Annotated in this window: 18 protein-coding genes; 7 read left to right on the plus strand and 11 right to left on the minus strand. The window is 69.1% G+C overall.

Annotated elements, in window-relative coordinates:
• Positions 1 to 4 precede the first annotated feature (4 nt).
• The 5 genes from era to AC1RIF_RS14480 all read right to left on the minus strand — a co-directional run bounded on the left by era (position 5) and on the right by AC1RIF_RS14480 (position 4739).
• Complete coding sequence (gene era / locus AC1RIF_RS14460) at positions 5 to 922, minus strand: GTPase Era (protein WP_492602058.1); 918 nt, start codon at positions 920 to 922, stop codon at positions 5 to 7.
• Positions 923 to 924: 2 nt separating this feature from the next.
• Entirely contained in the window at positions 925 to 2250 is a 1326-nt protein-coding gene (locus AC1RIF_RS14465) for a hemolysin family protein (protein WP_492602059.1), read from the minus strand.
• 24 nt (positions 2251 to 2274) lie between these two features.
• Complete coding sequence (gene ybeY, locus AC1RIF_RS14470; RefSeq protein ID WP_492602060.1) at positions 2275 to 2817, minus strand: rRNA maturation RNase YbeY; 543 nt, start codon at positions 2815 to 2817, stop codon at positions 2275 to 2277.
• Between the two features lie 59 nt (positions 2818 to 2876).
• Entirely contained in the window at positions 2877 to 3968 is a 1092-nt protein-coding gene (locus AC1RIF_RS14475; RefSeq protein WP_492602061.1) for a PhoH family protein, read from the minus strand.
• 96 nt (positions 3969 to 4064) lie between these two features.
• Positions 4065 to 4739, minus strand: a complete 675-nt coding sequence (locus tag AC1RIF_RS14480) for a TetR/AcrR family transcriptional regulator (RefSeq protein ID WP_492602062.1) — start codon at positions 4737 to 4739, stop codon at positions 4065 to 4067.
• Between the two features lie 209 nt (positions 4740 to 4948).
• Between AC1RIF_RS14480 and AC1RIF_RS14485 the strand changes: the two genes are divergently transcribed.
• Positions 4949 to 6559: an MFS transporter gene (locus AC1RIF_RS14485; protein ID WP_492602063.1), complete on the plus strand. Its 1611-nt coding sequence runs from the start codon at positions 4949 to 4951 to the stop codon at positions 6557 to 6559.
• Here the strand turns inward: AC1RIF_RS14485 and AC1RIF_RS14490 are convergent.
• From AC1RIF_RS14490 to hrcA, 4 genes are all read right to left on the minus strand, one after another.
• Positions 6550 to 7308, minus strand: a complete 759-nt coding sequence (locus AC1RIF_RS14490) for an alpha/beta hydrolase family protein (protein WP_492602064.1) — start codon at positions 7306 to 7308, stop codon at positions 6550 to 6552. The two genes, AC1RIF_RS14485 and AC1RIF_RS14490, sit on opposite strands and share 10 nt — an antisense overlap.
• Before the next feature lie 5 nt (positions 7309 to 7313).
• On the minus strand, positions 7314 to 8102 hold the full coding sequence (locus AC1RIF_RS14495; RefSeq protein ID WP_492602065.1) for a 16S rRNA (uracil(1498)-N(3))-methyltransferase: 789 nt from the start codon (positions 8100 to 8102) through the stop codon (positions 7314 to 7316).
• An 18-nt stretch (positions 8103 to 8120) separates the two neighbouring features.
• Complete coding sequence (gene dnaJ / locus AC1RIF_RS14500) at positions 8121 to 9272, minus strand: molecular chaperone DnaJ (RefSeq protein ID WP_492602066.1); 1152 nt, start codon at positions 9270 to 9272, stop codon at positions 8121 to 8123.
• A 97-nt stretch (positions 9273 to 9369) separates the two neighbouring features.
• A complete protein-coding gene (gene hrcA, locus AC1RIF_RS14505) occupies positions 9370 to 10413 on the minus strand; it encodes a heat-inducible transcriptional repressor HrcA (protein ID WP_492602067.1) in 1044 nt (347 codons plus the stop codon).
• A gap of 250 nt (positions 10414 to 10663) precedes the next feature.
• Here hrcA and AC1RIF_RS14510 point away from each other — a divergent pair, with 250 nt between their 5' ends.
• Positions 10664 to 10975, plus strand: coding sequence for a type II toxin-antitoxin system VapB family antitoxin (locus tag AC1RIF_RS14510; RefSeq protein WP_031938276.1), 312 nt, complete (start codon positions 10664 to 10666; stop codon positions 10973 to 10975).
• A 27-nt stretch (positions 10976 to 11002) separates the two neighbouring features.
• On the opposite strand, the gene hemW is transcribed toward AC1RIF_RS14510, so the two are convergent.
• Entirely contained in the window at positions 11003 to 12211 is a 1209-nt protein-coding gene (gene hemW, locus AC1RIF_RS14515) for a radical SAM family heme chaperone HemW (protein WP_492602068.1), read from the minus strand.
• 388 nt (positions 12212 to 12599) lie between these two features.
• Here hemW and AC1RIF_RS14520 point away from each other — a divergent pair, with 388 nt between their 5' ends.
• The 5 genes from AC1RIF_RS14520 to AC1RIF_RS14540 are packed head-to-tail and all read left to right on the plus strand — an operon-like array spanning position 12600 to position 18072.
• Positions 12600 to 14339 carry a nitrite/sulfite reductase gene (locus AC1RIF_RS14520; protein WP_492602069.1) on the plus strand — a complete coding sequence of 580 codons (1740 nt, stop codon included), beginning with the start codon at positions 12600 to 12602 and terminating at the stop codon, positions 14337 to 14339.
• Positions 14336 to 15079, plus strand: a complete 744-nt coding sequence (locus AC1RIF_RS14525) for a phosphoadenylyl-sulfate reductase (protein WP_492602070.1) — start codon at positions 14336 to 14338, stop codon at positions 15077 to 15079. The genes AC1RIF_RS14520 and AC1RIF_RS14525 overlap by 4 nt, the downstream gene beginning before the upstream one ends.
• Positions 15076 to 16017, plus strand: coding sequence for a sulfate adenylyltransferase subunit CysD (gene cysD, locus AC1RIF_RS14530; protein WP_492602071.1), 942 nt, complete (start codon positions 15076 to 15078; stop codon positions 16015 to 16017). The genes AC1RIF_RS14525 and cysD overlap by 4 nt, the downstream gene beginning before the upstream one ends.
• A gap of 2 nt (positions 16018 to 16019) precedes the next feature.
• On the plus strand, positions 16020 to 17315 hold the full coding sequence (locus AC1RIF_RS14535) for a sulfate adenylyltransferase subunit 1 (RefSeq protein ID WP_492602072.1): 1296 nt from the start codon (positions 16020 to 16022) through the stop codon (positions 17313 to 17315).
• Between the two features lie 4 nt (positions 17316 to 17319).
• Complete coding sequence (locus AC1RIF_RS14540) at positions 17320 to 18072, plus strand: sirohydrochlorin chelatase (RefSeq protein ID WP_492602361.1); 753 nt, start codon at positions 17320 to 17322, stop codon at positions 18070 to 18072.
• 9 nt (positions 18073 to 18081) lie between these two features.
• Here the strand turns inward: AC1RIF_RS14540 and AC1RIF_RS14545 are convergent, their stop codons facing one another.
• Positions 18082 to 19068 (minus strand): diaminopimelate dehydrogenase, encoded by a 987-nt coding sequence (locus AC1RIF_RS14545; RefSeq protein ID WP_492602073.1) that lies wholly within the window; start codon positions 19066 to 19068, stop codon positions 18082 to 18084.
• Between the last annotated feature and the right edge of the window lie 100 nt (positions 19069 to 19168).

Here is a 19168-nt window from a genome sequence, read left to right on the forward strand (position 1 = left end):
CTCGTTAGAAGCCGAGGCGGCCCAGCTGCTTGGGGTCGCGCTGCCAGTCCTTGGCGACCTTCACGTGCAGTTCCAGGAAGATCTTGGTGCCGAGCAACTTCTCGATCTGCTTGCGGGCGGTGGTACCGACCTCGCGCAGGCGGGCGCCGCCCTTGCCGATCACGATGCCCTTCTGGCTGGGCCGCTCGACGTACAGCAGCGCGTGCACGTCCAGCAGTTCGCCCTGCTTCTCGGTGCGACCCTCGCGCGGGATGACCTCTTCGATGACGACCGCCAGCGAGTGGGGCAGTTCGTCGCCGAGGCCCTCGAGCGCCGCCTCGCGGATCAGCTCCGCCATGAGGGTTTCCTCGGGCTCGTCGGTGATCTCGCCGTCCGGGTAGAACGCGGGGCCCGGCTCCATCTGCTCGGCGAGGACCTTGACGAGCAGTTCCACCTGCTCACCGGACTGCGCCGACACCGGGATCACCTCGGTCTGCGGTCCGAGAAGCTTCGACAGCGCCATCAACTGCTCGGCGACGGCGTCCTTGCTGACCTTGTCGATCTTGGTGACGATGCCGACCAGCTTGGTCTTGGGCGCCATCTGCCGGACCTGGTCGAGGATCCACCGGTCACCGGGGCCGATCTTCTCGTCCGCCGGGATGCACAGGCAGATGACGTCGACCTCGGAGTACGTGTCACGCACCAGGTCGTTGAGGCGCTGGCCCAGCAGCGTGCGCGGACGGTGCAGACCCGGCGTGTCGACCAGGATCAACTGGGCGAAGTCGCGGTGCACGATGCCGCGGATCGTGTGCCGGGTGGTCTGCGGCCGCGACGACGTGATCGCGATCTTGCTGCCCACCAGCGCATTCGTCAGCGTCGACTTGCCCGTGTTGGGCCGTCCGACGAAACAGACGAAGCCGGAACGGAATTCGTTATCGGTCATGGTCACTCCTGGCTCACGTTTCCGTCTTCGTCCACATGGTCGTTCTCGGTATGTTCTTCGGTCGCGACGCGCTCGACGTAGACGGTGCTGATCCGTACCCGTCCGCGCACGTCGGCGCCGCCCTCGCCGCGCAGTCGCAGGCCCGCAGTCTCGACCTGGGAACTCGGCAGGGGCACCCGGCCGAGTTCGTAGCCGAGCAGTCCGCCGACCGTCTCGACCTCGTCGTTGTCGATCTCGATGTCGAACAGCTCACCCAGGTCCTCGACGGGCAGCCGCGCCGACACCCGGTAGGTGCCATCGCCGAGGTCCTCGACGGGCGGGGTCTCGTCGGTGTCGTACTCGTCGGCGATCTCACCGACGATCTCCTCGATCACGTCCTCGATGGTGACAAGGCCCGCGATGCCGCCGTACTCGTCGACCAGGACCGCCATATGGTTGCGGTCGCGCTGCATCTCGGCGAGCAGACTGTCCAGCGGCTTCGAATCGGGCACGAACACGGCGGGACGCATCACCTGCGCCACCGTGACACTGCGGCCACCGTCCGACGAGTAGTAGGTCTGCTGCACCAGGTCCTTGAGGTAGACCACGCCCAGCACGTCGTCGACGTTCTCGCCGATGACGGGGATCCGCGAGTGGCCGGAGCGCACCGCGAGTGACGTGGCCTGGCCGGCACTCTTGTCCGCCTCGATCCACACCATCTCGGTCCTCGGCACCATCACCTCGCGGGCAGAGGTGTCGCCGAGTTCGAACACCGACTGGATCATCCGGCGTTCCTCGTCTGCCACCACACCGCGTTCCTGAGCCAGGTCGACCAGCTCGCGCAGTTCGATCTCCGACGCGAAGGGACCCGCGCGGAATCCCTTACCGGGGGTGAGCGCGTTGCCGACCAGGATCAGCAACCTGCTGACCGGGCTGAGCAGTGCCCCCAGGGCGACCAACGGAACCGCCGACGCCAGGGCCAGCGGATACGCGCGCTGCCGGCCCAGGGTGCGGGGACCGACACCGATCGCCACGTAGTCGACGAGCACCATCACCACGATCGTGACGACCATGCCCCACACCGCGCCGAGGATATCGATCAGCGCGCCCGCGAGCAGGACCGCGGCCGCGATCTCGCACAGGATCCGCAGCAGGACCATGAGATTGACGTAGCGGGGGCGGTCGGCGACGATTCGCACCAGCCGCGCCGCGCCCGGGCGGTCGTCCTTGGCCAACTCGTCGACCCGTGCCGGGGAGAGCGTGTTCAGCGCCGAATCGACGGCCGCGAACAGACCACCGAGCGGGACCAGGACGACTGCGAGAACGATAAGGACGACGGCGTCACTCACCGGCAGATCACCATCCGCCGACTATCACTGCTCGGGACCATCGAAGAACCCGGCCTTGCCCAGCAACCGCTGGTCGCGGGCGGCGAGTTCGGCCTCACGTTCGGCCCGGCGCAGATCCTCGTACCATTCGGCCAGCAGCTGGTTCTGCAGCCCGAACATCTCCTTCTCCTCCTCCGGCTCGGCATGGTCGTAACCGAGGAGGTGGAGGACTCCGTGGACGGTGAGCAGCGCCAGCTCGTGATCGAGCGAATGGCCCGCCTTCTGTGCCTGGTCCGCGGCGAACGACGGACACAGCACGATGTCACCGAGCATCGACGGACCAGGCTCCGGCGCGTCGGGGCGACCGCCGGGCTCGAGCTCGTCCATCGGGAACGACATGACGTCGGTGGGGCCGGGCAGGTCCATCCAGCGCATGTGCAGATCGGCCATCGTGTCCGAGTCCACGAGCACCATCGACAACTCCGCCGCGGGATGCACGTCCATCCGGGCGATCACGAAGCGTGCGACGCTGATCAGGTCCTCGTCGGAGACTTCCATCCCCGATTCGTTGGAGATCTCGATACTCATTTACGTCGCTCTTTCGTCGTCCGCGGGCGCGCGGTAGCCGTGCTGGGGCGGAAACAACCCTACCGCCGCTGCGAGCGCGACTGGACCGCTCGTCGGTGCGCGCGGTTACCCAGTGGCACGTCTTCCGCACGAGTCGACTCGAATCGGTCGTACGCGTCGACGATGTCGGAGACCAGGCGGTGCCGGACCACGTCGCTGCTGTCGAGGATCGCGAAATGGATGCCGTCGATGTCGTCGAGGATCTCGGTGGCTGCCCGCAGACCCGAACGCGCCCCACCGGGCAGGTCGACCTGCGTGACGTCGCCGGTGACGACGATCTTGGAGCCGAATCCGAGCCGGGTGAGGAACATCTTCATCTGCTCGGCGGTGGTGTTCTGCGCCTCGTCGAGGATGATGAACGCGTCGTTGAGGGTGCGGCCACGCATGTACGCGAGCGGGGCCACCTCGATGACCCCGGCCTGCATCAGCTTCGGGATCGCCTCGGGATCCATCATGTCGTGCAGTGCGTCGTGCAACGGACGCAGGTACGGGTCGATCTTCTCGTGCAGTGTGCCCGGCAGGAAGCCCAGCCGCTCGCCGGCCTCGACGGCCGGACGGGTCAGGATGATCCGCGTCACCTGCTTGCTCTGCAGCGCCTGCACGGCCTTCGCCATCGCGAGGTACGTCTTGCCGGTACCGGCCGGGCCGACACCGAACACGATGGTGTTCTCGTCGATCGCATCGACGTAGCGCTTCTGGTTGAGCGTCTTGGGCCGGATCGTCTTGCCGCGCCGCGACAGGATGTCCAGGCTCAGCACGTCGGCCGGCGACTCCGACAGCCCCTGCGTGAGCATGCCGACGGTCCGGCGGACCGCGTCGGGCGTGATGGGCTGCTTGCGACGGACCAGGGCCGCGAGCTGCTCGAGCACCCGCTCCGCGAGGGCGACGTCGGCAGGGCTGCCGGTGAGGGTGACCGCATTGCCGCGGACGTGGATATCGGCGTCGAGGACCTGCTCGAGAGCGGTCAGATTCTCGTCGGAAGACCCGAGCAGAGGCGGCACCACCTCGGGCGGGAGTTCCATGCTCGAGCGCACGGTGCGCTCGGCCGGCTGCGTGGGATCCTGCGGGGAGTCGCTGTAACGCGACCTGCCGTTCTCGACTTGTTCACTCACGTGAGGGCTATGGCCTACTTCCAGGTCCGATCCGTCCACGACGGGCTGTCTTGTGTGCCCAAAGTCTAGCGCCCGACGGTGGTCACGCCCACCGAGTTACCCCTCCGCCGTACCGCCCGGTTCGCCGGGATCCCGCAACCAGCGCGCCGCCTCCTCGACGACACCGGCCGCGCGCTCGGGCGGCAGACCCAGCAGCACCAGGGTCGCCGTCGCGAACGTCTCGCCCCGATCGTTGATCACACCCTGATTGGCGCGCTCGAGCAGGGTCAACGTCATGCCTTCGTCCATGGACACCAACAGCTCCGCAGGCAGATAGGACGAGAACACCCCGTCACGCTGGCCACGCTCGACCGCACCGACCGTGGTTGCGCGCAGCGGCTCGAGAAGATCGTGGATCCGCTCCTCACCCAGTTCTCGACGAGCGAACGAGAGCAGCACCCGGAAGCGGTCGCCGATCGGCCACGTCCGCAGCGCCAGCACCGAGAGCGCCAGGTCGGGTCGTTCGGGCAGGGGCGGGCCGGAGACGAGGCTGACCGCGATCGCGGCGGACGCCTCGGCGACCAGCCCCTCGATCAGCGCTTCCCGATTCGGGAAGTGGGAGTACACGGTCCTGCGGACCACACCTGCCGCGCGGGCCACGTCGTCCATGCTGGAGTCCGGATCCGCAGCGAACGCCGTGATCGCCGCCTCGAGAATGCGGGCGCGGTTCGCCCGCGCCTGCGGCCGCTGCCGCAAGGGGGGCGTCGGGAAAGTCGGGGGCTCGGAACTCACGTCGCCATCCTCCCCCACTCTCCCCGCCTGACGATCGAACGCCGGATACCGGCAGGCGTTTCGCCTCGACTGGCAGTGCATGCCCACACCCTCAGGGTGCGTGTCCTCCGTCACACCCTTCTTGCACACCGGTGTGCAGATAACTAACTTGCACATCAGTGTGCAATATTCTCGGCGCAGAGGGCGCCCGGGGTTGGGAGGGAACGACGATGACCGTGACACTGCCGCGTCTGCCGGGACTGGCCACCGTCCCGGTGGACCGCATGACGGAGCCTTATCGGCGACGGTGGGCGGCCCTCGCAGTTCTCTGTCTGAGCCTGCTGATCGTGGTGATGGCGAACACCGCGCTGATCGTGGCGGCACCGGACATGACCCGCGACCTGCAGCTGACGAGTTCGGACCTGCAGTGGGTCATCGACGGGTACACCGTCCCCTACGCGGCGCTGATGCTGCTGTTCGGCGTGATCGGCGACAAGTACAGCCGGCGCGGGGCACTGTTCGCCGGCCTGCTCGTCTTCGGCGGCGGCGCCGTGTTCGGCAGCCTGGCCGACAGCACCACCTCGGTGATCGCGGCCCGGATGATCATGGGCGTGGGTGCCGCGATCATCATGCCGGCCACCCTGTCCCTGCTGGTCGCAACCTTCCCGGCCGCGGAACGCGCCCGGGCGATCGCCGCGTGGGCGGCGACGTCGGGGCTGGCGATCGCGCTCGGCCCACTGCTCGCGGGCTGGCTGCTCGAAAGCCGATCGTGGCACTCGACCTTCCTGATCAACGTGCCGATCGCCGCCTTCGCGATCGTGGCCGCGCTCGTGCTGGTGCCGCCGTCGAAGGCCCACGGCCTGGGCCGCATCGACTGGATCGGCGGGCTGCTGTCGGTGGTGACCATCGGCACGCTCGTGTTCGCCATCATCGACGGTTTCCACTTCGGCTGGACGTCGCGCGCAGTCGCCGCCGCAGTCGCCTCCGCGGTCGGGCTCGCCGCGTTCGTGGCCTGGGAGCTACGGCACGAACAGCCACTCCTCAACGTGCGCAAGCTCACCGAACGCACGGTCGGTGGGGCGGCACTCGCCGTGATGCTGGTGTTCCTCGCCGCGTTCGGTGCGATGTTCTTCGTCGCCCAGCAGTTCCAGTTCGTCCTGGGCTTCGGTCCGCTCGCGACCGGCGTCCGGCTGCTGCCGCTCGCGGTAGCGGTCTCGGTCGGCGCCGCGGCCAGCGCCCGCCTGGTCCCCCGGATCGGTACCCGCACCGCTGTCGCCGGCGGGATGGCGGTGGCCGCGCTCGGCGTGCTCCTGCTCGTTCGCGTCGACGCCGCCTCCGGGTACGCCGACTTCGTCCCGACACTGGTGCTGCTCGGAATCGGCATCGGGCTGTCGGTCTCGCCCGCCACCGACGCGCTCATGGGCAGCTTCCCCGACAACGACCTCGGTGCGGCCGGCGGACTGAACGACACCGCGATCGAACTCGGCGGCTCACTCGGCATCGCTATCCTCGGCTCGGTTCTCGCGTCCGCCTACAAGGACGGCATCTCCGGATTCCTTTCGGCGCTGCCGATCCCGAAACTCACAGGGCCACAGGCGGATCTGGTGGCTCAAGGGTTGGCGGCATCCGGCGAATCGGTGGGCGGAGCCGCGATCGTCGCCGAGGAGATGTCGCAGAACATGCTCGCACAGGCACAGGCCCAACCGCTGATGGACGCCGCGACCGCGGCGTTCGCCGAGGCGATCTCCCGGGCCAGCCTCGTCGGCGGGCTCGCGCTCGCGGTCGGCGCGGTGGTGGTCGCGGCCGTCCTGCCCGGTCGACGCCCGGACGCTCAGGCCTGAGCGGCGGCCAGCAGCACGTCGCGGGACAGCTTCCAGCACCGCGTGTTCGGATCGAGGAACGCGAAGTGGTCCTCGCCCTCGATCAGGTGCAGTTCCACCGGATCACCGGCCGCGCGCGCCGCGTCGTGGTAGCGGGCGGCGATCTTCGCCGGCACCTGCGCGTCCTCGGTGCCGTGGATGCACACCACCGGCACCCCGGTCGGCACCCGGTGCTGCGGCGACGCCGATCGATACAGGTCGGGGTCGTCCTCGAACGGGACACCGAACAGGTCCTCGATGTAGCTGACCCGACGGCCCCGCTCCGCTGCGGACGCCAAATCGAGCGCTCCCGCCTGCGACACCACCAGTTCCGGACGGGCACGCGTATCACGTTGTCCGGCAAGCCATACCGCCAGCTGCCCGCCGGCCGAGTGCCCGACGATGCGAATCCGGTTCAGGTCCAGCGGCACCGGTGACGCCTCTGCGACCGGACCGGCGATCGCCTCGAGGGCCGCGACCACGTCGGCCGACATCTCCGGCCAGCGTCCACCGGCGCCGATCCGCCGGTACTCGATGTTCCAGACAGCGACGCCGCTGCGCGCCAACTCGACCGAGAACGACGTCCCCAGGTTGAGCTGGTACTTGGCGCTCCAGTAGCCGCCGTGAATCACCATGATCACCGGAACCGATTCTCCGGCAGCACCTTCCGGGGCGTAAAAGTGCCCGAACTGCTGCGACTCCGGGCCGTACGCGATGCGCGTCCTGGGCATGTCCGTCACTCCTGCGGGGCTGAGTCGGTGTGCTCGTCGAGCGGGGCGTCGCCCCAACGATCCGTCAGCACACCGATCGCGCCCAGCGCGACGGCCGCAGCCGTCGACGTCCGCAGCACCGTCGGCCCGAGCAGGACCGCGGTCGCGCCGGCCTCGGCAAGTGCGGCGACCTCGTCGTCGGACAGCCCACCCTCGGGGCCGACGACGAGCATCACCTCGGGGGCGTCGCGCAACGGGAGCGACGCGAGCGGCGACTGCGCCGACTCGTGCAGCACGGCGACGATGCCACCGCGGCCGACGACACCCCGCACCCGCTCGAGCACCTGCGGGGTGTGCTGGAGTTCGGCGACCTCGGGGACGAACGCGCGCCGCGCCTGCTTGGCCGCGGCCACCGCAGCGTTCCGCCAGCGTGTGACGCCCTTCTGCGTCTTCGCGCCCTCCCAGCGGGCCACGCAGCGCGACGACTGCCACGGCACCACCGCGTCGATCCCGGCCTCGGTGGCCAGCTCGACGGCCAGCTCGGAGCGCTCCGCCTTGGGCAGCGCCTGCACCAGCGTCACCGCCGGCGACGGCGGCCGCTGGTCGCGGCGCGCGGTCACCTCGAGGTCGAGCCGGTCCTTCGCGGCGGCCGTGACCGTCGCGTCGGCGATCCCCCCGCGACCGTCCGCGAGGAGCAGCCGCTCACCCGGCTTGATGCGCCGCACCGTCGCGGCGTGACGGCCCTCGGGGCCGTCGAGCACGGCCGGCTGCCCGACGTCGGGCAGCGGATCGAGATAGAAGACGGTGGCAGCCATCAGCGGACCCGGCGTCGGTCAGCGTCCACTGAACGCGTCACGCAGGCGGGAGAACAGGCCCCCGCTGTTCTGCGATCCGCTGGACACGACCTCGGCGTGGTCACGGTCGCGATGGTTCTTGAATTCCTGCAGCAGCTTGCTCTGCTTGCCGTCGAGGCGCGACGGGATCACCACCTCGAGGTGGGCGTGCACGTCGCCGCGGACACCCGAGCGCAGCTTCGGCATGCCGTGACCGCGCAGGACCGACACCGATCCGGGCTGCGTGCCGGGGTCGACGGTGATCTCGGTGGGTCCGTCGATGATGGTGTCGAGCGTGACCGTGGTGCCGAGGGCGGCGTCGACCATGGGGACGCGGATGGTGCAGTGCAGGTCGTCGCCGTCGCGGACGAACACGTCGTGCGGCTGCTCGATCACCTCGACGTAGAGGTCGCCGGGATGGCCGCCGCCGGGGCCCACCTCACCCTGCGCAGCGAGCCGGATGCGCATGCCGTTGCTGACACCCGCGGGCACCTTGACGGAGATGTCGCGGCGGGCGCGCACGCGGCCGTCGCCGCCGCACTTGTGGCAGGGGTCCGGGATGGTCTCGCCGGCGCCACGGCACGTCGGACACGGACGCGACGTCATGACCTGACCGAGGAACGAGCGCTGCACGGACTGGACCTCGCCCGCGCCGCCACACGTCTCGCAGCGGATCGGCTGCGAGTCGCCGTGCGTGCCCGAGCCGGTGCAGCTGTCGCACAGGATCGCGGTGTCGACGGTGATGTGCTTGGTGACACCGGTGGCGCACTCGTCGAGCGTCAGCTTGGTGCGCAGCAACGAATCGGCGCCCGGCTGCACGCGCCCCTTGGGCCCGCGACCGCCGCCGCCACCGCCGCCGAAGAACGCCTCGAAGACGTCACCGAGACCACCGAAGCCGGCTCCGCCGAAGCCACCGGCACCTGCACCACCGCCGGACTCCATCGGATCGCCGCCGAGATCGACGATGCGCCGCTTCTCCGGATCCGTGAGCACCTCGTATGCGGTGGAGACCTCACGGAACCGTGCCTGCGCCGACTCGTCGGGATTGACGTCCGGGTGCAGCTCGCGGGCGAGCTTGCGGTATGCGCGCTTGATCTCCTGGTCGGTCGCGTTCGGCCCGACGCCGAGCGTGCCGTAGTAATCCCGTGCCACTTTGGGTATCTCGTCCTTCTCTACTTCGTTCGCATCACGCGGTGGGCAGCTCCGGCGCCGGACGATCCGGCACCGACGCGGGCGCTCGGCCGCACTGCTATCGCTCGGCGAGTACCTCGCCGATGTACCTGGCAACGGCAGCCACCGAGGCAATTGTTCCCGGATAGTCCATCCGGGTGGGTCCGAGGACCCCCACACCGCCGAGGACGGTACCGGCGGCGCCGTAGCCGGTGGAGACCACCGACGTGCCGCGCATCTCCGCGACCTGGGTCTCCTCGCCGATCCGCACGGTCACGCGACCGGCGTCCTGGGTGGCGGCCAACAGCTTGAGAACCACCACCTGCTCTTCGAGTGCCTCGAGCACGGACCGCAGCGACCCCGGTAATCCTGCCTGCATCGTGAAATCGGCCGCATTGCGGGTGAGGTTCGCGGTGCCACCGAGCACCAGTCTGTCCTCGGGATGTTCGACCAGCGTCTCCACCAGCACCGTCGCCGACCGGACCACGGCGTCACGCAGATTCTCGGGTGCATCCTCCGCGAGTTCGGACACCGCGATGGACGCCGCCGCGAGCCGCTTGCCCTCGAGCGCCCCACCGAGCAGCGCCCGCAGCCGCGACAGATCCTCCTCGTCGATCACGTCGCCGAGTTCGACGATCCGCTGGTCGACGCGCCCGGAGTCGGTGATCAGCACCAACAGCAGGCGGGCCGGCGTGAGTGCCACCACCTCGAGGTGCCGCACCGACGACGCCGACAGGGTCGGGTACTGCACGACGGCGACCTGCCGGGTGAGCTGCGCGAGCAGGCGGACGCCGCGACGCAGGACGTCGTCGAGGTCCACGCCGGACTCGAGAAACTCGAGGATGGCGCGTCGCTCGGCCGACGACAGCGGCTTGACCTGGGAGATGCGGTCGACGAACTGCCGGTACCCCTTGTCGGTGGGCACCCGGCCCGAACTGGTGTGCGGCTGGGTGATGTAGCCCTCGGCCTCGAGCACCGCCATGTCGTTGCGGATCGTGGCGCTGGAAACGCCGAGGTTGTGGCGCTCCACCAGTGCCTTCGATCCGATCGGCTCCTGGGTGGCGACATAGTCGGCGACGATCGCCCGGAGTACCTCGAATCTCCGCTCATCCGTACTCGACACCGCTGTCCACCTCCATTTCGCCCATTTCGCCACGAGAACGGGGCCCGGCGTGGTGGCCCCCGATCTGCGGGCACCGCCTTGCTTCGTGCCCACCTCGATACCCAGTCTAATGGCCGGGTCGATTCCGAATGCCGCAGGCCGCGCCGGGCATTCGGTACGAACCGAACAGCCGGCGCAGGCCGTAGGGTGACCGTCGGGGTGACCGGCGCTGGTGATCCGGTCCACACGAGGAACTCAGGCGGCTAGAGCGATGATCTTCAAGGGTGTCAGGGACGGCAAGCCGTATCCGGAGCACGGGTTGACGCTGCGGGACTGGGCGCAGATCCCCCCACGCCAGGTGCGGTTGGACGAGATCGTCACCACCACGAGAGTCCTGGAACTGGATCGACTGCTGTCGGAGGATTCCACGTTCTACGGCGATCTGTTCCCGCACGCGGTGCTGTGGGAAGGCAACATCTACCTCGAGGACGGCGTCCACCACGCGGTCCGGTCCGCCCTGCGCAATCGCGTCGTCCTGCACGCCCGGGTGTACGACTACGACGCCGCGCTCGCCGACGACTGACCCGCACCGATCGCCCGGCCCGTCCGTTCAGTCGAGGATGTCGCGGACAACGGCGTCGGCGAGCAACCGGCCGCGGTCGGTGAGGATCAGGTGGTCGCGCTCGAGCGTCGCGAGTCCGTCCGCGACGACCCGCTCGGCCGCCACCCGCTCGCGCTCGGACAGGTCCGCCAACGGCAGCCCGGTCCGCAACCGCACCGTGAGCATCACCCGCTCGACGTGCACGTCCTCGGCGCTGAGCGCCTCGCTGCCGCCGACCGGCAACTCGCCCGCCGACAGGCGGTCCGCGTACCGCGCGGGATGCTTCACGTTCCACCACCGGACCCCGCCGATGTGACTGTGCGCTCCGGGCCCGGCGCCCCACCAGTCGCCGCCGTCCCAGTAGCCCACGTTGTGGAAACAGCGTGCGTCGTCGTCGGACGCCCAGTTCGACACCTCGTACCAGTGCAGACCCGCCTCGGCCAGCCGCGCATCGATGCGCTCGTAGCGGGATGCGAGGACGTCGTCGTCGGGGGCGGGCAGTTCGCCGCGCCGGATCTTGCGGGCCAGCGCGGTGCCGTCCTCGACGATCAGTGCGTACGCGGACACGTGATCGACGCCCGCACCGAGCACCGCGTCGAGCGAGGCGTCCAGGTCGGCATCCGTCTCGCCGGGGGTGCCGTAGATGAGGTCCAGATTGACGTGCCCGAATCCGGCCGCGCGCGCCTCGAGGGCGGCCGCGACGGCCCGGCCCGGTGTGTGGGTGCGGTCGAGGACCTTCAGCACGTGGGGGGCGGCGGACTGCATCCCGAGCGAGATCCGCGTGTAGCCCGCAGTGCGCAGCGCTCCGAAGAACTCGGGCGACGTGGACTCGGGATTCGACTCGGTGGTGACCTCGGCCCCCGGAGCCAGACCGAAGCTGCCGCGGACGGCACCCAGCACCTCCGTCAGCCCGTCCGCACCGAGCAGCGACGGGGTCCCCCCGCCCACGAAGACGGTGTCGACCACGGGCCCGCCGGTGATGTCGGCGGCCTGCTCCAACTCCCGCTTCAGCGCCTCGAGCCACGACTGCGGCGACGCGGACGTGCCCAACTCCCCCGCGGTGTAGGTGTTGAAATCGCAGTAGCCGCAGCGCGTGGCGCAGAACGGTACGTGGACGTAGATCCCGAACGGACGCGTCCCCACTCCCGCCAGGGCCGAGTCGGGAAGCTCGAAGGGTATCGAGTCGACGGCAGGGGTCGAGGCAGCAGATCCACTCACCTCTCCAGTGTCCCAGCCGCCTCCGTCGGTGCCACGTTCCCCCAGGAGATCGGGATATTTCCCGAGAAATCGGGGGAAATATGTCCCCAGTGGTCGGCAGACGGCAAATCCCATGGCAGAATGGCCGCCATGACAGATGCCGGGGTGCGATTGGTGGCCAGACGCCACGTCGACCTCAAGCGTGTCTGTAGCTGTTGTTGTCTGCTCTGCGGCGTGTAAAGCAGCCCGGCGTCCCCCTGCCCTGAGTGCAGTCGGCGCTCGCCTGCGTTCGTCTCCCCGTTTCAGCCCGCTAATCCCGGCCGGCCGAGGACGATCCCCGCGAGGAAACAGCCCTCCTCTCCTGTCTTCGACCGGTGCACCGTGAGATTCACGAAATTCAGGAGCACCCATGACGTCGACCACCGACGCCGAATCCGCTGCGCGCCCGCCCGCGCCGGATCGCACCGCGCGCACTGGTACCGCGCCCGCCGCCCGTCCGAAGAAGCGCGCCTCCGAGGGCCAGTGGGCCCTCGGCTACCGCGAGCCGCTCAACGCGAACGAGCAGATCAAGAAGGACGACAACCCGCTCAACGTCCGCGCCCGCATCGAGAACATCTACTCGAAGCAGGGGTTCGACAGCATCGACAAGGCCGACCTGCGGGGCCGTATGCGTTGGTGGGGCCTGTACACGCAGCGCGAAGAGGGCTACGACGGCACCTTCACCGGTGACGAGAACCTCGACCTGCTCGAGGCGAAGTACTTCATGATGCGGGTGCGCTGCGACGCCGGCGCGCTGACGGCCGAGCAGTTGCGCACGATCGGTGAACTCTCCACCGAGTTCGGCCGTGACACCGCCGACCTGTCCGACCGCGAGAACGTCCAGTACCACTGGATCGAGATCGAGAACGTCCCCGAGATCTGGAAGCGACTCGAGGCCGTCGGACTGAAGACGACCGAGGCGTGCGGCGACTGCCCCCGCGTCGTGCTCGGTTCTCCACTCGCCGGCGAATCGTTCGACGAGATCCTCGATCCCACCCCCGCGATCGACGAGATCGTGCGCCGCTACATCGGCGATCCGCAGTACTCGAACCTGCCGCGCAAGTTCAAGACTGCGATCTCCGGTCAGCAGGACGTGGTGCACGAGATCAACGACGTCGCCTTCGTGGGCGTCAACCACCCCGAGCACGGCCCGGGCCTGGACCTGTGGGTGGGCGGCGGCCTGTCGACGAATCCGATGCTGGCGCAGCGCGTCGGCGTGTGGGTGCCGCTCGACGAGGTCCCGGACGTGTGGGAGGCCGTGGTCTCGATCTTCCGTGACTACGGCTACCGCCGCCTGCGCGCGAAGGCGCGGCTGAAGTTCCTGATCAAGGACTGGGGTATCGAGAAGTTCCGCGAAGTTCTCGAAACCGAGTACCTGAAGCGGCCCTTGATCGACGGCCCCGCACCGGAGAAGCCGGAGCGCCCGATCGACCACATCGGGGTGCAGAAGCTGCGCAACGGCCTCAACGCGATCGGGTTCTCCCCCATCGCCGGTCGCGTGTCGGGCACCATCCTGACGAAGGTTGCCGCCGCCGCCGAGGCCGTCGGGTCCGATCGCATCCGCTTCACCCCATACCAGAAGCTGATCGTGCTCGACGTCGCCGACGACAAGGTCGAGGAGTTGATCGCCGGACTGCAGCCGCTGGGACTGCACGCGCGGCCGTCGCACTGGCGCCGGAACCTGCTGGCGTGCAGCGGTATCGAGTTCTGCAAGCTGTCGTTCGTCGAGACCCGCAAGCGGTCGCAGGTGCTGGCGCCCGAGCTCGAGGAGCGGCTCGCGGACATCAATGCGCAGCTCGACGTTCCGATCACGATCAACATCAACGGCTGCCCCAACTCGTGCGGCCGGTCCCAGATCGCCGACATCGGGTTCAAGGGCCAGCTGGTCGACGACGGCGAGGGCAACCAGATCGAGGGCTTCCAGGTGCACCTGGGCGGCAGCCTCGGTCTCGACAGCGCCTTCGGCCGGAAGCTGCGCCAGCACAAGGTGACCAGCGCCGAACTCGGTGACTACATCGACCGGGTCGTGCGCAACTTCGTGAAGCACCGCACCGAGGGCGAACGCTTCGCACAGTGGGCAGTTCGAGCAGACGAGGGGGATTTGCGATGACGGTTGATCTGACGACGGCGACCGAGGACGAGCTCCGCGCGCTCGCTGCACGGGGAGCTGCGGACCTGGACGGGGCCTCCGCCCGGGAACTGTTGCAGTGGACCGAGGACACCTTCGGAACCGGGGCGAGCGACGCGACGGGCAATCGCAACGGCTACATCGTGGCGTCGAACATGCAGGACGGCGTCCTGGTTCACCTTGCGGCGCAGGTCCGTCCCGGCGTAGATGTCCTCTTCCTGGAAACCGGCTACCACTTCCCGGAGACCATCGGCACCCGGGACGCGGTGGAGATGGTCTACGGCGTCAACGTCGTCAACGCGCAGGCCGAGGCCAGTGTCGTCGAACAGGATGCGGCCGAGGGCAAGGATCTGTTCGCCCGCGAGCCCAATCGCTGCTGCGCGCTGCGCAAGGTGGCCCCGCTGAAGGCCACGCTGAAGAACTACCGGGCATGGGTCACCGGCATCCGCCGGGTCGAGGCCCCCACCCGGGCGAATGCCCCGCTGATCTCGTTCGACGAGGCATTCGGACTGGTGAAGATCAACCCCATCGCCGCGTGGTCGGACGACGACATGCAGGCGTACATCGACGAGCACTCGATCCTGGTGAATCCGCTCGTCGACGAGGGATATCCGTCCATCGGGTGCGCTCCGTGCACCGTCAAACCTCTCCCCGGCGCCGATCCGCGCAGCGGTCGGTGGGCCGGTTCCGCCAAGACAGAATGCGGGTTGCACGCGTCATGACAATCGACATCTCACTCCCCGAGCCGCGGCTTCAGCTCGACGGCAACAAGTTCGACACCCTCGATGCCCTCGAGTCCGAGGCCATCCACATCTTCCGCGAGGTGGCCGGCGAGTTCGAACGCCCGGTGATCCTGTTCTCGGGCGGCAAGGACTCGACGGTGCTGCTGCACCTCGCGATCAAGGCCTTCTGGCCGGCACCGCTGCCGTTCGCGCTGCTGCACGTGGACACCGGCCACAACCTGCAGGAGGTGCTGGACTTCCGTGACCACGTGGTCGCGAAGTACAACCTGCGCCTGCACGTGGCCAAGGTCGAGGACTACCTCGCCGACGGCCGACTCACCGAGCGGCCCGACGGGATCCGCAACCCGCTGCAGACGGTGCCGCTGCTCGACGCGATCGCCGAGAACCGCTTCGACGCCGTCTTCGGTGGTGCCCGCCGCGACGAGGAGCGGGCCCGCGCCAAGGAGCGGATCTTCTCGCTGCGCAATGCCTTCGGCCAATGGGATCCCAAGAGGCAGCGCCCCGAGCTGTGGAACCTGTACAACGGTCGGCACTCCCCCGGCGAGCAGGTTCGGGTGTTCCCGCTCAGCAACTTCACCGAACTCGACATCTGGCGCTACATCGCCCGCGACAACGTGGAGCTCGCCAGCATCTACTACGCCCACCAGCGCCCGGTCTACCAGCGCGACGGCATGTGGATGACCCCCGGCGTGTGGGGTGGCCCGGCCGAGGGCGAAGAGCTGCAGACGCTCTCGGTGCGCTACCGCACCGTCGGCGACGGTTCCACCACCGGAGCGGTGCTGTCCGAGGCCGCCGACAACGAGGCGATCCTCGCCGAGGTCGCCGCGTCGCGTCTCACCGAGCGCGGCGCCACCCGAGGCGACGACCGAGTTTCCGAAGCGGCCATGGAAGACCGCAAGCGAGAGGGCTACTTCTGATCATGAGCGACTTGCTACGACTCGCTACGGCGGGCAGCGTCGACGACGGCAAGTCCACTCTCGTGGGCCGGCTACTGTACGACACCAAATCCGTTCTCGCCGATCAGATCGACGCCGTCACCCGGGCCTCGGTGGACCGCGGCCTGGACACCCCGGACCTGTCGCTGCTGGTCGACGGCCTGCGCGCCGAGCGTGAGCAGGGCATCACCATCGACGTCGCGTACCGCTACTTCGCGACGCCCAACCGCACGTTCGTCCTCGCGGACACCCCGGGCCACGTGCAGTACACCCGCAACACGGTCTCCGGCGCGTCCACCGCGCAGCTGGTGATCCTGCTGGTCGACGCGCGCAAGGGCGTCATCTCGCAGACCCGCAAGCACGCGGCCGTGCTCGCACTGCTGGGCGTCCCGCGACTGGTACTGGCGGTCAACAAGATCGACCTGGTCGGGGATCCGGCGCAGGTGTTCGCCGACATCTCGGCCGAGTTCCGGTCGCTCACCGGTTCGCTCGGCTGGTCCGACGCCGACGTCCACGCGATCCCGGTGTCGGCGCTGCACGGCGACAACGTCGCGGTGGCGTCGGAGAACACGCCGTACTACGACGGCCCGACGCTGATCGAGCACCTCGAGTCGGTGCCGGTGGACAGCGACAATGACGGCCGGCACGCGGTCGGCCTGCGCTTCCCGGTGCAGTACGTGATCCGCCCGCGCACCGCCGAGTTCCCGGACTACCGCGGCTACGCGGGTCAGGTCGCGGCCGGTTCGGTCGTCCCCGGCGACGAGGTGGTGGTCCTGCCGTCCGGCACCCGGACGACGGTGTCCCGCATCGACACCGCCGACGGCGAACTCGACGTCGCCCACGCCGGACGCAGCGTGACGCTGGTGCTCGCCGACGACGTGGACGTCTCCCGCGGTGACACGATCGCGGCGCCGTCGGGCGCTCCGGAGCCGATCGACACGTTCGACGCCACCGTGTGCTGGCTGGCCGAGAAGCCGCTGCGGCCCGGCGCCCGTCTGTTGCTCAAGCACGGCACCCGCACCACGCAGGCCATCGTCGGTGCGCTCGTCGAGCGCCTCGACGAGCAGGAGCTGACGTCCGAGCTGTCCCCGGAGACCCTCGAGCTCAACGAGATCGGCAAGATCTCGGTGCGCGTCGCGGAGCCGATCGTGGCCGACGACTACACCGTCAACCGGCACACCGGCTGCTTCCTGCTGATCGACCCGGCGGGTGGCAACACCCTCGCGGCCGGTCTCGTCGGCGATGCCATCGCCGCGGTCGAGCTCGGTGAGCGGGTCTGAGACCGTGACGCCCTTGATCGCTGTCGCGCACGGCAGCCGTGACCCCCGATCCGCTCGGGTGGTCGCGGCTGCCGTGGCGGCGGTCCGCACACGACGACCGGACCTCGACGTGCGACTGTGCTTCCTGGACCTGAACGCGCCGTCCGTGGACCAGGTGGTCGACGCTGTGGCTGCGGAGGGCCATTCCACGGCAATCGTGGTCCCACTGCTGCTCGGCAGTGCCTTCCACGCGCGGGTGGATCTGCCGGGCATTCTCGCCGGCGCCCGTGCGCGGCATCCTCGGCTGACGCTCGTCCAGTCGGACGTGCTGGGCCACGACCACCGGCTCGTCGGCGCCGTGCGGGACCGGATCGCGCAGACGGGTGTGGCTGTGGACGACACCCGCACCGGTGTCGTGCTCGCCGCGGTCGGCTCGTCCGATCCACGGGCGAACGATCGCACCCGCACTCTCGCGCCCGTCCTCGCCGCGGGCACCCGTTGGGCGGGAACGGCAGTCTGCTTCGCCACTTCTGCCGAACCGAATGTCGGACAATCAATTTCGCTGCTGCGCTCGCGCGGGGTCGAGCGCATCGTGATCGCCCCCTGGTTTCTCGCTCCCGGGCGCCTGACCGACCGACTCTCCGCCGCCGCCCTGGAGGCGGCCCCCGACGCGATCTTTGCCGACACCATCGGCGCACACCGCGGTCTCGTCGACGTCACACTCGACCGGTACCGGATCGCTCTGCCCGCCCTCGCGCGCGCAGAGCGATCCGCCTGACCCGGCGCCTTACAGCAGTTCTGCGCGCAACTGGTCCGGAGACTTCGGCGACAGCAACCCTGGGGCCACGTCGTAGACGGTGTGAGCGCCGATCCGGCCGTCCGCATTCAACCGATACACCGCCCGCGCGTACGCCACCAGGACGCTCGCGGTGAACTCGGGATTGCTGCCCAGCGCGAGGCTGTACTCGACGGTCTGCACGTTCCCGGTGCCGGTGGACCCACTGCGGATCACGAAGCCGCCGTGCGGCATCCCCGAGTGATCGCGCGCGAGGGTGTCCGCGTCGACGAAGTGGACGACGGTGTCGTACTGGTCGAAGTAGTCGGGCATCGTCACGATCGCCTCACGGACCGCATCGGCGTCGGTGCCTGTGTCGAGGACGACGAAGCACTCGCGGGTGTGCTTCTCACGGGTCGTCAGTTCGGGCCGACTGCCGCCACGCACCTTCGCCATCGCCACCTCCGACGGCAGCGTGTACTGCACAGCGGCCGCGACACCGGGCACCCGGCGCACCGCGTCGGAGTGGCCCTGGCTGACCCCACGCCCCCAGAAGGTATAGGTCTCACCCACCGGCAGGATCGCCTCGCCGTAGACACGGTTGATCGAGAACAGCCCCGGGTCCCAGCCGGTCGAGATCAGCGCCGTGCGGCCGGCGTTGCGTGCCGGGGCATCCACGGCGGCGAAGTACTCCGGGATGCGGGCATGCGTATCGAAGCTGTCGACGGTGTTGAAGCGCGCCGCCAACTCCGGGCCCTGCTGGGGCAGATCGGACTTCGAACCACCGCACAGGATCAGCACGTCGATCTCGTGCTCGTACCCGGCGAGTGCATCCCAACCGAACACCGCCGTGTCCGGCCGCTGCGGCAGGAGCGCCGCCGGGTCGCGTCGGGTGAACACCCCCACCAATGTCATGTCCGCGCTCGCCGCGACCGCGGACTCCACTCCTCGACCCAGATTTCCGTATCCGGCGATACCGATACGGATCCGACCGCTCACCACTACGCCTCCTAGCAAGGCAGACGTCCGTCGGCTGCCCAACCGCCCACCGTACCTGGACCGTGACGCCGTGGATCACTGTCGCGCACGGCAACGGTCC

This window comes from Prescottella sp. GW823-FHT02E09 (assembly GCF_058797375.1).